Source organism: Virgifigura deserti, assembly GCA_003576685.1.
GTDB classification, from domain to species: Bacteria; Pseudomonadota; Alphaproteobacteria; order Dongiales; family Dongiaceae; genus Virgifigura; species Virgifigura deserti.
This window is the reverse complement of the sequence record QOZR01000006.1, coordinates 160,872-177,666: the sequence shown is the minus strand read 5'-3', so window position 1 is coordinate 177,666 and position 16,795 is coordinate 160,872. Positions and strand designations below refer to the sequence as shown.

The window sequence follows — 16,795 nt, the reverse complement described above, 5'->3', positions numbered from 1 at the left end:
CTCCATGAAATTACCGGAAACGGCCCTTTCCGAGGAGCCACTTTAGCCGCTAGCAGGGAGGCCGGAAACAGTGGAGACTCCCATGAACGCCTTTTCTCCCACCGCGAGATCGCGGGTGAAGCGGCTGCCGAAGCGCGCGCATTACGATCGCGAGGCGGTCTTTGCCATCCTCGACGCCGCCCTGCTCTGCCATGTCGGCTATGTCATCGACGGCCAGCCCTATGTGACGCCCACCGCCTTCTGGCGCGAGGGCGACCGGCTTTATTGGCACGGCTCGTCGGCGAGCCGCATGCTGCGTGCTCAGTCGGCCGGCTTGCCCGTCTGCCTGACGGTGGCGCATCTCGACGGGCTGGTGCTGGCCCGGTCGGGGTTCCACCATTCGCTCAATTACCGCTCGGTCATGGCGTTCGGCACGGCGCATAAGGTCGACGACCCGGTGGAGAAGGCGGCGGCACTCGACGCCTTCGTCGACCGCCTCTATCCGGGCCGCCGGGCGGAGATCCGACCGAACACCGCGCAGGAGCTGAAGGCAACGACGGTGCTGTCGATGGTGATCGAGGAGGCTTCCGCCAAGGTCCGGACCGGCCCGCCGGTCGACGACGAGGAGGATTACGCCCTGCCCTGCTGGGCCGGCGTGGTCCCGATCCGCACGATCGTCGATCCGGCGCTCGCCGATCCACGCCTCGCGCCGGGAGTAGTCTGGCCGGATGGGCTCGCCGCCTATGCGCCGGGTGCCAAGTTCGAAACGGTGCTCGGAGAGTCTGCAGCGCCGACGGAAGAGTCCTACTCGACCTGATCAGCCTCAGCCGTCCCACCTACTCCTTTGTGATGCCCGGACTTGATCCGGGCATCCATCGTGCCGCGGCTCCATGTATTGCTGAGTCAACCCTCGGAGCAAGTTCGAGGGCAGGTCCGGCAATGACAATTAGAGGGGCGGAGAAGGACTGGTGGCGCGCGCGATCCGCTCAGAAGTCGACGCAGCGGCCATCCTTCTCCCAATCGCCGTAGCGGGTCGGCTCGGGCCCCTTCGGGCCCCCGATCTCCTTGGGGCGCTGCGTCTTCGGCTGGGTTGGCTTGATCGTCTCAGCCTGATCGGCGTCGGCGTTCGGCACATTATTGTCCTGCTTCGACATAAAGGAAATATGGGCGGAAAGACGTCGCATGCCAAGACTTGACGCCCGAGGCGGCGGGCCCACCTAAGAAGGCGGCTCGCTCCCTATCTTCCTGAGATAACGCCATGAACTACGCCCGCACCGCCCTGCTTCTTGCTGCGATGACCGGCCTGTTCCTCGCCGTCGGCTATCTGATCGGCGGCACCGGTGGCATGGTGATCGCGTTCGGCATCGCCGTCGCGATGAACGCCTTCGCCTATTGGAACTCCGACAAGGTGGTGCTGCGCATGTACAACGCGCGCGAGGTCGATGCCGGGACGGCGCCGCAGTTCTACGGCCTGATCCAGGACCTCGCGCGAAAAGCGAACCTGCCGATGCCGCGCGTCTATCTGATCGAGAACGACCAGCCGAACGCCTTCGCCACCGGGCGCAACCCGGAGAACGCGGCCGTCGCCGCGACGACCGGCCTGCTGCGGCGCCTGAACCAGGACGAGGTCGCCGGGGTGATGGCGCATGAGCTTGCACATGTGAAGAACCGCGACACGCTGACCATGACGGTGACCGCGACGCTGGCCGGCGCGATCGGCATGCTGGCGAACTTCGCCTTCTTCTTCGGCGGCAACCGCAACAACCCGCTGGGCCTGATCGGCACGCTGCTGGTCGCGATCCTGGCGCCGCTGGCGGCGATGCTGGTGCAGATGGCGATCAGCCGGACGCGCGAATACGGCGCGGACCAAGAGGGCGCCGAGATCAGCGGCCAGCCGCTCTCGCTCGCCTCGGCGCTCGAAAAGATCCAGGGCAGCGCCCGCAGGATCGATAATCATCAGGCCGAGGCGAACCCGGCGACCGCGCATATGTTCATTATCAATCCGCTGCACGCCCACGCGATCGACGGCCTGTTCTCGACGCATCCCAGCACCGAGAGCCGGGTCCAGCGACTGCGCGACATCGCCCGGACGATGCAGGGCGCGGCGCGCAGGACGATGGGTTCCGTGCCGGCGGCAGGGGGACGGCGGAGCCCGTGGGGCTGATAGCCTCTCCGGCGTTCGCAACAAAATTTCGGGCTCGGCACGAATTTCACTGAACCCGCCAGCCGTCTTGCGCCATAAAGCGGCATGTCTGCCTCGCCCGACCATCCCGCCGTGCTCGCGCCCCGCGCAGTTGCGCTCGATCTGCTTCAGGCCGTCCTCCGCCGCCGACGCCCGTTCGACGAGACGCTGGCCGATCATCCGGAACTGACCCGGCTCGCCGGGCGCGACCGCGCATTCGTTCGGCTGCTGACGGCGACGACCTTGCGCCGGCTGGGGCAGATCGACCGCATCCTCGGCCGCTGCCTGGAGCGCCCGCTGCCGCGCCGGGCCGCCGCCATTCAGGATCTGCTGCGGCTCGGCGCCTGTCAGCTCCTGTTCCTGCGCACGCCGCCGCACGCCGCCGTCGACAGCACCGTCGCGCTGGCGGCCGGGCTCGGCGGCGAGGCGGGCTTCAAGGGGCTGGTCAATGCGGTGCTCCGCCGCCTTGACCGCGAGGGCGAGGCGCTGCTGGCGGCCGAAGCAGATCTCCGGGTCAATACACCCGACTGGCTGTGGGACTCCTGGGTCGCGGCCTATGGCGATGCGACCGCGGCAGCGATCGCCGCGGCGCATCTCGAGGAGCCGCCGCTCGACATCACCGTGAAGGGCGATCCGACACCGTGGGCGGAGCGGCTGGATGCCGTGCCGCTGCCGACCGGCAGCCTGCGCCGGGCGACGGCCGGGCCGGTCGAGGCGCTGCCGGGATTCGACGCAGGCGCCTGGTGGGTGCAAGATGCCGCCGCCGCGCTGCCGGCGCGGTTTCTCGGCCCCGTCGCGGGCAAGCGGGTTATCGACCTCTGTGCCGCGCCCGGCGGCAAGACGGCGCAGCTCGCCGCGGCGGGCGCCCAAGTCACCGCTGTCGACCGGTCGGCCAATCGGCTCGCGCGGCTGACGGAGAACCTGTCCCGCCTCAGCCTTGCCGCCGAGACCGTGACGGCGGACGCCGCCGGCTGGCGTCCCGAGACACCGGCCGACGCGGTGCTGCTCGACGCGCCCTGCACCGCCACCGGCACGATCCGCCGCCATCCCGATGTGCCATGGCTGAAGAGTCCGCAGGACATGCGAAAGCTGGTCCCGCTGCAGGACCGGCTGCTCGCCGCGGCGGTCGCGATGACGGCATCGGGCGGCACGCTCGTCTATTGCGTCTGCTCGCTGCAGCCCGAGGAGGGGTCGGAGCGGATCGCGACCCTGCTCGCGTCCGACGCGCCGGTCGAGCGGTCGCCGATCGAGCCTGCGGAGGTCGGCGGGCTCGCGGAGCTGCTGACCCAGCAGGGCGAGCTGCGCAGCCTGCCCTGCCACCTCGCCGACCGTGGCGGCCTCGCCGGTTTCTACGCCGCACGGTTGCGACGGCGCTGAGCTGCGGACGACGCCTGCCTTAGGACAACGGGCGAAGGGCCTCGTCCACCGCCGCTTGCCATTCGCCGGCCGACATCTCCGTGAAGGGAAAGGGGCCGATCGACGCGCTGGAAATGACGACGTCCGGCTCCAAGCCGCGCAGCAATTCGAGGCTTTTCTTCAGATCGGACTTGCTGCTCACCCCGGACAGAAATCCGTTTTCCCAGGGCTCGTCGTTTCGGTAGATCGTATCGCCCGTGAAGAGATAGCTCTTTCCGTGGGGCGACTTGAAGAGGAAGCAGGTGCTTCCCGGAGTGTGGCCGGGAGTGGGTATGACCTCGATGTCGCCCAGGTGAATCTCGCGTTTCTCGAAGGCCAGATCCACTGGAGAGGCTTCACTCACGGCCTTTTCCTCGAGCCGGTGGCAGCACAGCTTGGAGCCGAACATCTGCTTGATGCGGACCAGGGGAGGCCCGGCCTCGTCCTTGTGGCTCAGATACTGGTGCGTGATCCCGCCCAGCGCCTGGATGCGCCGATAGTCGTCCGAATGTCCGGAGCTATAGAACAGGACATTGCCCCCGTTCCGCAGGAGAAGATAGGCGTGCGTCGATACCCGGGGAGATCCGGGGAACGGATGCTCCGGATCCGTCTGCCACAAGTCGGGATATATCTGCTTCATGGCGCGCTCCTAGATTGCAAGCTGAGGAGCGCGAGTGATACGACCTCAACTTAACTTGAGGTCAAGCGAGAAATGAATCCGGAAACGACATGGGCAAACGACATAGGCAAACGCGATCAGCCCAATGGCTGCATCATGCGTCGGCCGCCATTTGCCGCATTTTCGCTGGGCACTTCGGAGGGCTGGGACGGGACTTTTCTCACCCTTTCCAGAAAAGCGCCGACCTGTTAGGAAAGTGCGATGCAGCAGCCTGTTCGAATTGCGCCGTCGATCCTGTCGGCGGACTTCGCCCGTCTCGGCGACGAGTTGCGGGCGGTCACCGCCGCCGAGGCCGACTACATCCATATCGACGTGATGGACGGCCACTTCGTGCCGAACATCACGATCGGCCCGGCGGTCGTCAAGGCGCTGCGGCCGCACAGCGAACTGCCGTTCGACGTGCATCTGATGATCGCACCGGTCGATCCCTATATCGCGGACTTCGCCGCCGCCGGCGCCGACATCATCACTGTTCATCCGGAGGCCGGGCCGCATCTGCACCGCACGGTTCAACTGATCAAGTCGCTTGGCAAGCGCGCCGGCGTCTCGCTCAATCCGGCGACGCCGATCACGGCGGTGGAGCCGATCCTGCCCGATTTGGACCTGGTTCTGGTGATGAGCGTCAATCCCGGCTTCGGCGGCCAGCAATTCATCGCCGGCCAGCTCGATAAGATTCGCGCCCTGCGCCAGCGGATCGATTCGATCTGCGCTGCCGAACCAGGCCGGCGGATCGACCTCGAGGTGGATGGCGGCATCAATGTCGAGACGGCGCCGCTTGCCATCGCTGCGGGCGCCGATGTCCTGGTCGCCGGCACCGCGACCTTCAGCGGCGGCGCGGCAGCCTATGCGGAGAATATCCGCCGGCTGCGCCGTGGGAACGCACACGGGAGCCCATGAGCGGCCAGGGGAGCGGCCAGGGGAGCGACCCGGGGACGGACCAGCGGACTGGGGGTGGTCGTAAATCCTCGATCGTTCGATCGCCGCGCTTGCGGGGACTCTTCGCCCTACCGCCGGGCCTCGCGCTCAAGCGCACCTTCTACGACCTGAAGGCCCCGCTGTACCGGAGCCGGCTCTACCGCTTCACCCTCCGCGCCCGTCCGACGGGATCGGTGCACAGCACCGGTCCCGATCCATGGCCGGGCAATGCGGCGCGCGGCAGCGCCCTGACCCAGGGCGTCTTCACCTTCGCCGGACACACGATTCAAGAGCCTGCGCCGTTCTGGCTGCCCACCGGCGCCTCGCCACAATGGCTGGCGGCGCTGCACGGCTTCACTTGGCTGCGCGATCTTCGCGCGGTCGGCGGCGACGCCGGCCGCCGCACCGCCCGCAACCTCGTCGGCCAGTGGATCGAGGACAACAGCCGCTGGAGTCCGCTGGTCTGGAGGCCTGATATCATCGGGCAGCGCCTCGCCGCCTGGCTTGCGCAGTACGAGTTCTATGGGCCCAGCGCGGACGCCGCCTTCCGCGGCCGCTTCCTGGTCAGCGCCGGGCAGCAGGCGGGCCATCTGGCGCGTGTGCTGCCGGCCGGGCTGACCGGGGCCGCGCTGCTGATCGCGGTCAAGGGGCTGATCTATGCCGGCCTGGCGCTGCCGCGCGGCGAGGTCTGGCTGACCCGCGGCCGACAATTGCTGGAGCGGGAACTGCCGCGACAGATCCTCGCCGATGGCGGCCACATCGAGCGCAGCCCGTCGCTGCATCTGGCCGTGCTGCGCCATCTGGTCGATCTTCGCGCAGCCTTCAGCACCGCCGGCCGGCCGCAACCCGCTGGCTTGCCGATAGCGATCGAGGGCATGGCGGCGATGCTGCGGCTGTTCCAGCATGGCGACGGCGGGCTGCCGCTGTTCAACGACAGCAACGAGGAGGAAGGCTGGCAGGTCGAGATGGCCCTGTCGCGGGCCAACGCCAAACCGGCCGAGATGATGCAGGCGCCGCAGAGCGGGTTTCAGCGCCTTGCCGCCAACCGCGCCGTCCTTCTCGTCGACAGCGGCGCGCCGCCGCCGCCCGGCTTCGATACCCATGCCCATGCGGGGACGCTGAGCTTCGAGATGAGCGTCGGTCGCGAGCGGCTGATCGTCAATTGCGGCGCCCATCCGGGCGATGGCGGCTGGCGGCTGGCGCAGCGCAGCACCGCCGCGCATTCGACGCTGGTGGTCGCCGACACCAACTCGAGCACGATCCTGCCGGAGGCCGGACTCGCGCGGCGCCCGCGGTCGGTCACCTGCCGGCGCGAAGAGGCCGAAGGCAATATCTGGCTCGACATGAGTCACGACGGCTATGCCGAGAGCTTCGGCGTAATCCATCGCCGGCGCCTGTTCCTCGCCGCAGCCGGCGACGACGTGCGCGGCGAGGACCAGCTTGTCGCGAAAGGCGCGGCCAAGGGTGGAAGCGGCGGCGCCCTGCCGCTCGCGATCCGCTTCCATCTTCACCCGCAGGTTCAAGCGTCCGTCAGCCAGAACGGACAGACCGCGCTTCTGCGACTGCCTAGCGGAACTGGATGGCGGATGCGCGCGGCCGATCACGAGCTGAGCCTCGCCGAGAGTATCTATCTCGGGCAACGTGGCGAGATCCGGCGCACTCAGCAGATCGTGATCGCCAGCACCGCGCGGGACGGCTCGGTCAAGTGGGCGTTGACGCGCGAGGGGCGCTGACGCCAGCGCAGCCGGTCGCACGCACCAGACTTCAGGCCGCGGATCTCGCCCGCCGCAGCATGGCGTCCAAACCCAGCGCGGCCAAGCCGGCGACGAGCCCCCAGAATGCGGAGCCGATCCCGAGAATGGAGAGGCCGGAGGCCGTGACGGCAAGAGTGAGAACGGCGGCGAAGCGCTCCTTCTCCTCCGCCAGGGCCGAACCCATCGCGCCCACCAGCGGCCCGACCAGCGCAGTGCCCGCGACCGTGGTGATCAGGGCGGCCGGCATGGCTTCGAACAGGGCGACCAGCGACGCGCCGAAGCCCGCAAGCGCGACATAGCAGAGCGCATATACCGGACCGGTGCGCCACCGCTTCTCCTTGTCCGGATGGGCGTCGGGGCCGGTACAGATGGATGCGGTGATCGCGGCGAGGTTGCTGGTGTGGGCGCCGAACGGCGACGTCACGACTGATGCGATTCCGGTGGCGGCGAGAATGGAGCGCGACGGAACGGGATAGCCGGCCGCGCGCAGCACCGCGAAGCCGGGCAGGTTCTGCGACGCCATCGTCACCAGGAACAGCGGAAGCCCCAGGCCGATCAGGGCGGACGGCTCGAAGACGGGCGTGACGAAGGCGAGCGTCGACAGCGCGGCGTCGCTCGGCAGCGGCCCGGTAAGGCCGAGCGAGAACGCCAGAAGCACACCGATGCCCAGGACCGTCAGAACGGCGGCGGATGGGCTGACGAGCCGCACGACGAGGAAGAGGCCGACGAGCGGCAGCACCAGTTCCGGCGCCGTCTGCACGCCCTCGAAGACGGCGATGACGAACCGGAGCAACACGCCGGCCAGCATGGCGGCGGCGACGGAGGTCGGGATGCGGGCGATGAGATCGCCGATCGGCCGGAACGCGGCCGTGAGGACGATCAGCGTGCCGGAGAAGAGAAACGCGCCGACCGCCGCATCAAAGGCGATGCCCCCGGCCGAGGCGGCGATCAGCGCCGCGCCCGGCGTCGACCAAGCCGCGATGATGGGAATGCGATGGCGAAGGCTGAGATATCCGCTCGTCGCTGCGATGGCGAGACATAGCGCCGCGACCCAGGACGAGGTTTGCGCCATATCGGCGCCGACCGCCTGCGCCGCGGCGACGATGAGCGCCACCGTTCCGCCGAAACCGACAAGCGCCGCGACAATGGCGGACATCACAACCGACATTCACCGACACTTCTTCATCGAAGCGCCGAGCGGAACGCTGCCTAAAGCTGCCAGCGGTGCAGTCCCGCGGGCAGCTCGACATCGCGCCATATCCCCTTGATGTCGGCGATGCCGCCGCCGGGCCGCAAGAGGGCGGCGAAGGTCTCGGTCGTGAAGGCGCGATAGGCGTCGTGCGCAACGGCACCGACGATGCAGTCGTAACCGCCATCGGGAGCGCCTGATTCCGGCAGCGTCGGCCGCAGCGTGAGATCATAGATCGCGGCGGCCTCCGCCGGGTCGGCCCAGCTGTCATGGACGTCGACCGCATGGCCGCGCTCCATCAGCCCATGCACCAGATCGATCACCTTCGAGTTCCGGAGATCGGGCAGATTCTCCTTGAAGGTGACGCCGAGCACGAGCGTTCGCGGCGTTCGGCCCGGTCGCGGCCTCAGGCTCGCGACATGGTTGGCGATCCACCCGGCCAGATAATCGCCCATGCCGTCATTGATCCGGCGGCCGGCGAGAATGATCTCGGGATCATGGCCGAGCGCCTGGGCGCAATGGGCGAGATAGAACGGATCCACGCCGATGCAGTGGCCGCCGACAAGGCCAGGGCGGAAATCGAGGAAGTTCCACTTCGTCCGCGCCGCCTCGAGCACGTCATAGACCGAGAGGCCGAGGCGACCGAAGATCATCGCGACCTCGTTGATGAAGGCGATGTTGATGTCGCGCTGGGCGTTCTCGATCACCTTCGCCGCCTCCGCGGTGCGAATATCGCGCGCGACATAGACGCCGGCGCACGTGATGCGGCCGTACAGCGCGGCGAGCCGGTCGGCAACCTCCGGGGTCTGCCCGGCCACGACTTTGATGATGCGATCGATCGTATGGAATCGGTCGCCCGGATTGATCCGCTCCGGCGAGTAGCCGAGGAAGAAGTCGCGGCCCGCCCGAAGACCTGACGCGGCTTCGAGCGCGGGCCCGCAGATCTCTTCGGTCACGCCCGGATAGACGGTGCTTTCAAAAACGACGATCGGCGCCATCGCACCGACCGGCGCGCGGCCGAGCACCTCGCCCACCGTCTGGCAAGCGGCCTGCAGGGGCCGAAGATCCGGCTGCTTCGCCGCATCGACGGGTGTCGGCACGGTGACGATATAAAGGCCCGCGCCGATCAGGCTCGCCGGATCGTCGGTCAAAACGAGCCCGCAGGACTTCAGCGTCGCCTCGTCCACCTGTCCGGTGTGGTCAAGGCCCGCCTTCAGCGCCGCGACGCGCTCCGCATTGATGTCGTAGCCAACGACCGGCCCGTTTTCCGACTGTGCCGCGGCGACGGCCAACGGCAATCCGACATAGCCGAGGCCGATCACAGCAATCGCTGTGGTGTCGGCGCTGGTATCGTTCCCGGCGTCACTCATTGTGGCAGAAGGGCGGACAGTAGTGTTCATGAAACGCGGCCTCGACAATCTGGCTGCCTTCTTTCCCCCAGCCGTCCGGTGAAGTCAACCGCGCTCGCGACTCTTGGCGCGCCTTGGCGGCAGGGGTTTCGGTCTGCTCTAATGACGGCAAGCGCAACCGCCCAGAATCGCGCCATGGAACTGACCGCCATCAGCGAGGCCGTGCCAAGCGTCAAATGGCAGCAGCGTTTCACAACGCTATGGCCGCGCTATCGCGCGTGGTATCTGCGCGATGCTCTCGACGCAAGACCGAGCTTTGCCGAGTGCCGCGGCGCGTTGCGCACCCACATGCCGGAATTGTTGCCCGTGTTCGAGCAACTCTCCGCCTTGTCCGGCGAGGACGAGATTGCGTGGCGGTTCCTCAGTCAGTACCGGCCGCCTTCTGTCATCACCGGATGCAGCATTGCCGTCGCGCCGACCGCCGAGCCGATACTGGTCCGGAACTATGACTTCACGCCCTCCTTCTTCGAGGGAACGGTGCTCTTAAGCCGCTGGGTCGGGCATCACGGACGTGTCGTGGCGACATCGGAGGCGTTGTCCGGTGTCCTTGATGGCATGAACGAAGCCGGCTTGGTGGTGGCCCTTACCTTCGGCGGACGGCAAGCCCATGGCGACGGGTTCGGCATCCCGATCCTTCTGCGCTACGTCTTGGAATGCTGCGCTACGACGGCCGAGGCGGTTTCCGCACTGCGACGGCTGCCTTGTGCGATGGTACAGAACGTCCTGATCCTCGACCGCAGCGGAGACTACGTCGTGGTGTATCTGTCTCCGGACCGCGAGACCATCGTCCGTCGCCTCCCGATTACGACCAATCACCAGTGCGCGGTGGAATGGCCGGAGGCCGCCCGGTTCAATCAAACGCTTCAGCGGGCAGCAGCCCTTGAATCCCTGCTTACCGCTCCGGGCACCTCCGTGAAGGCGTTCGTGGAAGCCTTCCATCGACCGCCGCTCTATCGCACGGATTATCTCGAAGGGCTCGGTACGCTTTACACGGCGATATACTATGCTGCGCAAGGCACGCTCGAATATCTTTGGCCCGGCCGACCTGCGTGGGCGCAATCGTTCGACATCTTCGAGGAAAGTGCGCGGGCGCTTCCCGTCTGATTCGACGGGCCATTTTGGGAACGGATTCTAGAACTTGCCGTCGATGGCAATTATAACGACCCCATGACTTGGACATGGCTCGCCGTCGCTTTTCTGATCGTGCTTGCAGCGACCGGCATGACCACCGGCCTGGTCCTGCGACTGCTGCGCCGTCACGCGATTCTCGATCATCCCAACCATCGCAGCAATCATGCGGTCCCGACGCCGCGCGGCGGCGGTCTCGCGGTGATCGGAATCCTGCTGCCCGCCTGGACGATCATCGCCTTGGGGACCGATGCGTCGCCGGCGCTCGCCGCCGTTCTGGTCGGGGCGCTGTTGCTCGCCGCCGTCTCCTGGATCGACGATTTGCGCCGGCTCGGGCCTGCGGTGCGTTTCGCCGCGCAGCTTGTGGCGGTAATCCTCGGCCTCGCCATGATGGGCGGGGCAGAGCCCGTCTTTCAGGGCTATCTCCCGCTGTGGCTCGATCACCTCGCCGCGGCGCTCCTCTGGCTCTGGTTCGTCAACCTGTTCAATTTCATGGACGGGATCGACGGCATGGCGGGGACGGAAGCCGCATGCATAGGCGGCGGGGTGGCGCTGATCGCCCTGATCACCAGCTGGCCGGGTGCCGCCGCGCCGCTCGGCCTTACCCTCGCCGCCGCCGCGATCGGCTTCCTGCTCTGGAACTGGCCGCCGGCGAAGCTGTTCCTCGGCGATGTCGGCAGCGTGCCGCTCGGCTATCTGTTGGGCTGGCTGCTGCTGGAGGTTTCCGCGTCCGGCGCTTGGGCGGTCGCGCTGATCCTTCCCGCCTATTATCTGACCGACGCGACCTGGACGCTGCTGCGCCGCCTGTCGCGCGGCGAACGGATCTTCGAGCCGCACGCGCAACATTTCTATCAACAGGCGGTGCGAAACGGCCTCGGCCACGCCCAAGTGATGCGCGCGGTGCTGATCGCCAACCTCGTGCTGATCCTGCTCGCGCTCGGCGCGGCGCGCGGCGAGCCTGTCGCCGGCGTTCTCGGCGCCGCGGCGACGGTCGCGCTGCTGCTGCGCTATCTGTCGCGGGAACGACGGGCAGAAGCGGCATCATGACCCGAACGGCGAACCGGTGCCCCATTACGCTCGAGCTCGCCGGAATCGACAGGGTGATGGCGCATCGGAGTCGCTGTGTTATCGTCTTGCGCAGTCAGAGGGCACAGGATGGGCCGTAGAATCAAGTTTCCGACGCTTTCGGCACGTGCCGAGATCGCCTTCCTGCACGACGCGTTCATGGCTGCGGCATCGTTCCTCCTGTCGCTGCAGCTTCGGCTCGGCGGCGAGATGCTGGACTATGCCGGCGAGTCCCTGCTGATCGGCACGGTGATATTCACCACCGTTGCAGTCACCGTCTTCTGGTGGATGGGCCTGTATCGCGGCGTCTGGCGCTATGCCTCGATGAACGACCTGCTCGCGATCAGCCGGGCGGTGACGCTGACGATCCTGATCTTCCTGCCGCTCATGTTCCTGGTTACGCGCCTCGAGGCGATGCCGCGTTCGGTCCTGGTGATCAATTGGTTCGTCCTGATGTTCCTGCTGGGGGCGCCTCGCTTCATCTACCGGATCGTCAAGGACGGCAATCTGACGCATGTGCTGGAGCGCGGCGATCCGATGCGCGTTCCCGTCCTGCTGATCGGCGCCGGCCATCCCGCAGAATCCTTCATTCGCGAGATGGCGCGCGACAGGACGGCGCCGTTTCAGGTCGTCGGCATCATCGGCGACAAGGCCAGCCGCATCGGTCAATGCATCCACGGTGTCGCCGTCGCCGGCAGCCTGGCTTCGGCACAGTCGGTGATCGACTCCCTGCGCCGCAGCGGCCGAATGCCGCAGCGCTTCGTCATCACCAGACCGACGATCGAGCCGGAACAGCTTCGGCACCTGCTGGATCTGGCCGAGGCGAACGGCATGACGCTCGCCCGGCTGCCGCGACTGACTGAACTGAAGAACGGGGACGGCGCCGAGACTCCGCTGCAGATGAAGCCCGTCGCCGTCGAGGATCTGCTCGGCCGCCCGCGAACCGTGCTCGACCGCGAGCCGATGCGGCGTCTGGTGGCCGGCCGCCGCGTCCTCGTGACCGGTGCGGGCGGGTCGATCGGCAGCGAACTGGTCCGTCAGATCGCCGGGTTCGAGCCGGCCCATATCACGCTGCTCGACCATGCCGAGTTTCTGCTTTACGAGATCGACCGGGACCTGCGCCAGCGCCGGCCGGCGCTGAGCAGCAGCGCGATCCTAGCCGATATCCGCAACCGCGTGCGCATCGATCAGGTCATGCTTGCCGAACGTCCCGATCTGGTCTTCCACGCGGCGGCGCTGAAGCATGTGCCGATGGCCGAGCTGAACCCGGCGGAGACGACCCTGACCAATGTGATGGGAACCTGCAACGTCGCCGAGTCCTGCCGCGCCACGGGCGTCGCCGCGATGGTGCTGATCTCGACCGATAAAGCCGTCAACCCGACCAGCGTGCTGGGTGCGACCAAGCGGCTGGCCGAGAGCTACTGCCAGGCGCTCGACATCGCCGAGCGGTCGCGCTCAGAACGGTCGTCGGGCGAGACGCAGCGTGGCGGAACGCGCTATATCACGGTGCGGTTCGGCAACGTCCTGGGCTCGACGGGATCGGTCGTCCCGCTGTTCCAGCAGCAGCTCGCCGAGGGCGGGCCGCTGACCGTCACCCACCCCGAGATGATGCGCTATTTCATGACGACCCGCGAGGCCGTGGAGCTCGTCCTGCAGGCCACGGCCTTGGGAAGCGGCCTTGTGACCGGTGTGACCGGCACGCCGGACAGCGGCAAGATCTTCGTGCTCGACATGGGCGAGCCCGTGAAGGTGCTCGATCTGGCGCGGCAGATGATCCGTCTCTCGGGCAAGCAGCCGGAGATCGACGTCGAGATCCGGTTCATTGGCCTGCGGCCGGGCGAGAAGCTGACCGAGGAGCTGTTCCACGCCGGCGAGGCGCTGGCACCGACGCCGCTGCCCGGAATCCTGCTCGCCGGTCCGCGCACCGCCGACTGGAAGCTTCTGCGCAGCGCGCTCGACGAGCTGGCGGAGGCGGCGGCTGCCAGCCGGGGCGAGCAGGTGCTGTCTCTTCTGCAACGCCTCGTTCCAGAGTATGAGACGACGGCGACGGCGCTCCCGGCTGCCGCCGCTTCCTGATTCGAGGATACCGATGAGCGTAATAGAGCCGCAACCGATCGCCCGCGCCCTGATTTCAGTTTCCGACAAGACGGGGCTCGTCCCCCTCGGCCGGTTTCTCGCCGAAAGCAGTATCGAGATCCTGTCGACCGGCGGATCGGCGCGCGAACTTCGCGAGGCCGGCATTCCGGTCACCGAGGTCTCCGACCACACCGGCTTCCCGGAGATCATGGACGGCCGCGTGAAGACGCTGCATCCGACGATTCATGGCGGCATCCTGGCCCGCCGCGACCGCGCCGACCATGAGACCGCCATGGCCGAGCACGACATCGCCGCGATCGATCTCGTGGTCGTCAATCTCTACCCCTTCGAGGCGACGGTCGCCGCCGGCAAGGATCGGGAAACATGTATCGAGAACATCGATATCGGCGGACCGGCCCTGATCCGTGCGGCGGCGAAGAACCACCCTTTCGTGACCGTGGTCACCGACCCGGCGGACTATGACACGGTGATGGCCGAGATGCGGGAACAAGGCGGCATGACGACCATGGCCCTGCGCCGCTGCCTGGCCGCCGCCGCCTTCGCCCGTACCGCCGCCTATGACGCAGCGATCGCCCGATGGATGGCCCAGGAGGGGATGGCCGGGCAGGAGGGCGAGACCTTCCCGCAGCGGCTGGCCTTCACCGGCGTTCGCCGGCAGATGCTGCGCTACGGCGAGAACCCGCATCAGCAGGCCGCGTTCTATGCGGCGAGCGAGCCGGGCGGCCGGCGGCCTGGCGTCGGCACGGCGACCCAGCTTCAAGGCAAGGAACTCAGCTTCAACAATCTGAACGACACCGACGCGGCGTTCGAGCTGGTGGCCGAGTTCGACCGCCCGGCGGTCGCGATCATCAAGCATGCGAACCCCTGCGGCGTCGCGGTCGCCGACAGCCTGGCCGAGGCCTATGCGCGCGCGCTGGCCTGCGACCCGGTCAGCGCCTATGGCGGCATCATCGCCGTCAACCGGCCGCTTGACGCGGCGACGGCCGAAGCGCTCGCGAGCCTGTTCGCCGAGGTGGTGATCGCGCCGGGAGTGAGCGCCGGGGCGCGCGAGCTTCTGGCCGGCAAGAAGAACCTGCGCCTCCTGGAGTCGGGCGGCATGCCCGATCCGACCGCGCCCGGCGTGACGGTGCGCTCGCTGACCGGCGGCTATCTGCTGCAGGGCCGCGACAACGGGCGGGTCGATCCGACAGCGCTGAAGGTCGTGACGAAGCGCGCGCCGAGCGAGCGGGAGCGCGCCGATCTGCTGTTCGCCTTCACCGTGGCGAAGCATGTGAAGTCGAACGCGATCGTCTATGCCCGCGACGGCGCCACCGTCGGCATCGGCGCCGGCCAGATGAGCCGCGTCGACTCCGCCCGGATCGCCGCCTGGAAGGCGCAAGCCGCGGCGACAGCCGCGGGCCAGTCCGACAGTCTCGCGAAAGGCTCCGTCGTCGCCTCGGACGCCTTCTTCCCCTTCGCCGACGGGCTGATCGCGGCGGCGGAAGCGGGTGCTACCGCCGTGATCCAGCCCGGCGGCTCCTTACGCGACGAGGAAGTGATCGCCGCCGCCGACGCCGCCGGCCTCGCGATGGTCTTCACCGGGATGCGGCACTTCCGGCATTAATCGGAGCGCGGCTCTCTCACCGAGAGGAGCAGCAACAGGCCGACGACGAAGAACGGCAGGATGGTCGCCATGCCGGCGCGCTGGCTGTCGAAGGCGAAGGTGGCCCAGCCGAGCACGGCAGGGCCGAGGAAGGCGGTGGCCTTGCCGGCGAAGGCATAGAGCCCGAAGAACTCCGTGCGCAGATCCGGCGGCGCGAGCCGTGCCATCAGCGAGCGGCTGGCGGCCTGCGTCGGGCCGACGAAGATGCCAATGCCGAGCCCGAACGCATAGAACGCCGCCTTGCTCTCGACCAGGAGGATGGCCGCACCGAGCGCACTCATCGCGATGAGCGCGATCACGATCGTTGGCTTCGCGCCGATCCAGTCATCGACCCAGGCGAACAGCGCGGCGCCGAGGCCGGCGGTGACGTTCAGCAGGATGCCGAAGACCATTACCTCCTGAAGCGACATGCCGAAGCTGCCCGCCGCATAGATCCCGCCGAAGGCGAAGAGCGTGTTGAGCCCGTCGATATAGATCATCTTGGCGATCAGGAACTTCGCGACGTTGCGATGCCGCGGAAGCTGGCGCAGCGTGTGGGCCAGCGAGGACAGCCCGTTCCGGACCGCCAAGGCGGGAGGCATGGCCGTTCCCGGTCGGTCGGGCGTGAACAGGAACAGCGGCAGCGCGAAGACGGCGAACCAGACCGCGACCAGCGGCGCTACGGCGCGGACATGCTCGGCCGTGTCCTTGTCGAGTCCGAAGGGCGCCTGCTCCGGCTGGACGAAGATGAGGAGACCGAGCACCAGGCAGGCGAGTCCGCCGGCATAGCCGAGCCCCCAGCCCCAGCCGGAGAGACGGCCGAGCCGGTCGTTCGGCACGAGGTCCGGCAGCATCGCGTTGTAGAAGACGGAAGCGAGCTCGAAGGCGAAGGTGGCGATCCCGGCGACGACGAGGGCGAAGACGACGTCCTCCGGCTCGGGCCGCACGAACCAGAGCGCGGCGGTGGCGAGAACGGAGAGAAGACCGAACATGGCCAGCCACGGCTTGCGGCGGCCGCCCTGGTCGGCGATGCCGCCCAGCACCGGGCTGGCGATGGCGATGGCCAGCCCGGCGAGGCTCGCCATCTGGCCCCAGAGGGCAGTGCCGGTGACCGGATCGTCAGCGACATAGCCGATGAAATAGGCGCTGAACAGGAAGGTCGTGATGACCGTCGGAAAGGCGGAGTTGGCCCAGTCGAAGACGCACCAGGACGCCAGCGCCAGGGGGCCGGGAGATCCGGCTTCGGCCCTCATGCTTCGACAAACACATGGTTCGACAGGCTCACCATGAGGACGTCCCTCGTCCTGAGCCTGCCGAAGGACGAGGTCCGACTCGCATGAAAATCACCCCAGGCATTAACATCCGCAACCGAATCAAACAGG

14 protein-coding genes are annotated in these 16,795 nt (G+C 67.7%); 9 read left to right on the top strand and 5 right to left on the bottom strand.

Translation table 11 applies throughout. The features are described from left to right. Positions 1–82: 82 nt before the first annotated feature. Complete coding sequence (locus DT069_RS12365; protein ID WP_119460607.1) at positions 83–796, top strand: pyridoxamine 5'-phosphate oxidase family protein; 714 nt, start codon at positions 83–85, stop codon at positions 794–796. A gap of 169 nt (positions 797–965) precedes the next feature. Here DT069_RS12365 and DT069_RS12360 read toward each other — a convergent pair whose 3' ends face one another. Continuing rightward, complete coding sequence (locus DT069_RS12360; protein WP_162913158.1) at positions 966–1,163, bottom strand: DUF1674 domain-containing protein; 198 nt, start codon at positions 1,161–1,163, stop codon at positions 966–968. Positions 1,164–1,237: 74 nt separating this feature from the next. Between DT069_RS12360 and htpX the strand changes: the two genes are divergently transcribed. Next, positions 1,238–2,143, top strand: a complete 906-nt coding sequence (gene htpX, locus DT069_RS12355) for a zinc metalloprotease HtpX (protein ID WP_119460605.1) — start codon at positions 1,238–1,240, stop codon at positions 2,141–2,143. An 84-nt stretch (positions 2,144–2,227) separates the two neighbouring features. Further along, positions 2,228–3,538, top strand: a complete 1,311-nt coding sequence (locus tag DT069_RS12350) for an RsmB/NOP family class I SAM-dependent RNA methyltransferase (RefSeq protein WP_119460604.1) — start codon at positions 2,228–2,230, stop codon at positions 3,536–3,538. Between the two features lie 19 nt (positions 3,539–3,557). Here the strand turns inward: DT069_RS12350 and DT069_RS12345 are convergent, their stop codons facing one another. Further along, on the bottom strand, positions 3,558–4,196 hold the full coding sequence (locus tag DT069_RS12345; protein ID WP_119460603.1) for an MBL fold metallo-hydrolase: 639 nt from the start codon (positions 4,194–4,196) through the stop codon (positions 3,558–3,560). A 240-nt stretch (positions 4,197–4,436) separates the two neighbouring features. On the opposite strand from DT069_RS12345, the gene rpe reads away from it, so the two are divergent. Beyond that, entirely contained in the window at positions 4,437–5,132 is a 696-nt protein-coding gene (gene rpe / locus DT069_RS12340) for a ribulose-phosphate 3-epimerase (RefSeq protein WP_119460602.1), read from the top strand. After that, positions 5,129–6,883, top strand: coding sequence for a heparinase II/III family protein (locus DT069_RS12335; protein ID WP_119460601.1), 1,755 nt, complete (start codon positions 5,129–5,131; stop codon positions 6,881–6,883). The genes rpe and DT069_RS12335 overlap by 4 nt, the downstream gene beginning before the upstream one ends. A 31-nt stretch (positions 6,884–6,914) precedes the next feature. Here the strand turns inward: DT069_RS12335 and DT069_RS12330 are convergent, their stop codons facing one another. Beyond that, the gene (locus DT069_RS12330; RefSeq protein WP_119460600.1) at positions 6,915–8,072 is read right to left on the bottom strand and encodes a benzoate/H(+) symporter BenE family transporter; all 1,158 of its coding nucleotides are present in this window, start codon (positions 8,070–8,072) and stop codon (positions 6,915–6,917) included. A 41-nt stretch (positions 8,073–8,113) separates the two neighbouring features. Further along, positions 8,114–9,493 (bottom strand): nucleotide sugar dehydrogenase, encoded by a 1,380-nt coding sequence (locus DT069_RS12325; protein WP_425450189.1) that lies wholly within the window; start codon positions 9,491–9,493, stop codon positions 8,114–8,116. Between the two features lie 144 nt (positions 9,494–9,637). On the opposite strand from DT069_RS12325, the gene DT069_RS12320 reads away from it, so the two are divergent. The 4 genes from DT069_RS12320 (at position 9,638) to purH (ending at position 15,395) form a co-directional block, all read left to right on the top strand. Further along, positions 9,638–10,606 carry a C45 family autoproteolytic acyltransferase/hydrolase gene (locus DT069_RS12320; protein ID WP_119460762.1) on the top strand — a complete coding sequence of 323 codons (969 nt, stop codon included), beginning with the start codon at positions 9,638–9,640 and terminating at the stop codon, positions 10,604–10,606. A gap of 63 nt (positions 10,607–10,669) precedes the next feature. After that, positions 10,670–11,677 (top strand): MraY family glycosyltransferase, encoded by a 1,008-nt coding sequence (locus DT069_RS12315; protein ID WP_119460598.1) that lies wholly within the window; start codon positions 10,670–10,672, stop codon positions 11,675–11,677. Between the two features lie 108 nt (positions 11,678–11,785). Continuing rightward, positions 11,786–13,771: a polysaccharide biosynthesis protein gene (locus tag DT069_RS12310; RefSeq protein ID WP_119460597.1), complete on the top strand. Its 1,986-nt coding sequence runs from the start codon at positions 11,786–11,788 to the stop codon at positions 13,769–13,771. Positions 13,772–13,784: 13 nt separating this feature from the next. Further along, positions 13,785–15,395 carry a bifunctional phosphoribosylaminoimidazolecarboxamide formyltransferase/IMP cyclohydrolase gene (gene purH / locus DT069_RS12305; protein WP_119460596.1) on the top strand — a complete coding sequence of 537 codons (1,611 nt, stop codon included), beginning with the start codon at positions 13,785–13,787 and terminating at the stop codon, positions 15,393–15,395. On the opposite strand, the gene DT069_RS12300 is transcribed toward purH, so the two are convergent. After that, on the bottom strand, positions 15,392–16,666 hold the full coding sequence (locus DT069_RS12300) for an MFS transporter (RefSeq protein ID WP_119460595.1): 1,275 nt from the start codon (positions 16,664–16,666) through the stop codon (positions 15,392–15,394). The two genes, purH and DT069_RS12300, sit on opposite strands and share 4 nt — an antisense overlap. Positions 16,667–16,795: the final 129 nt, after the last annotated feature.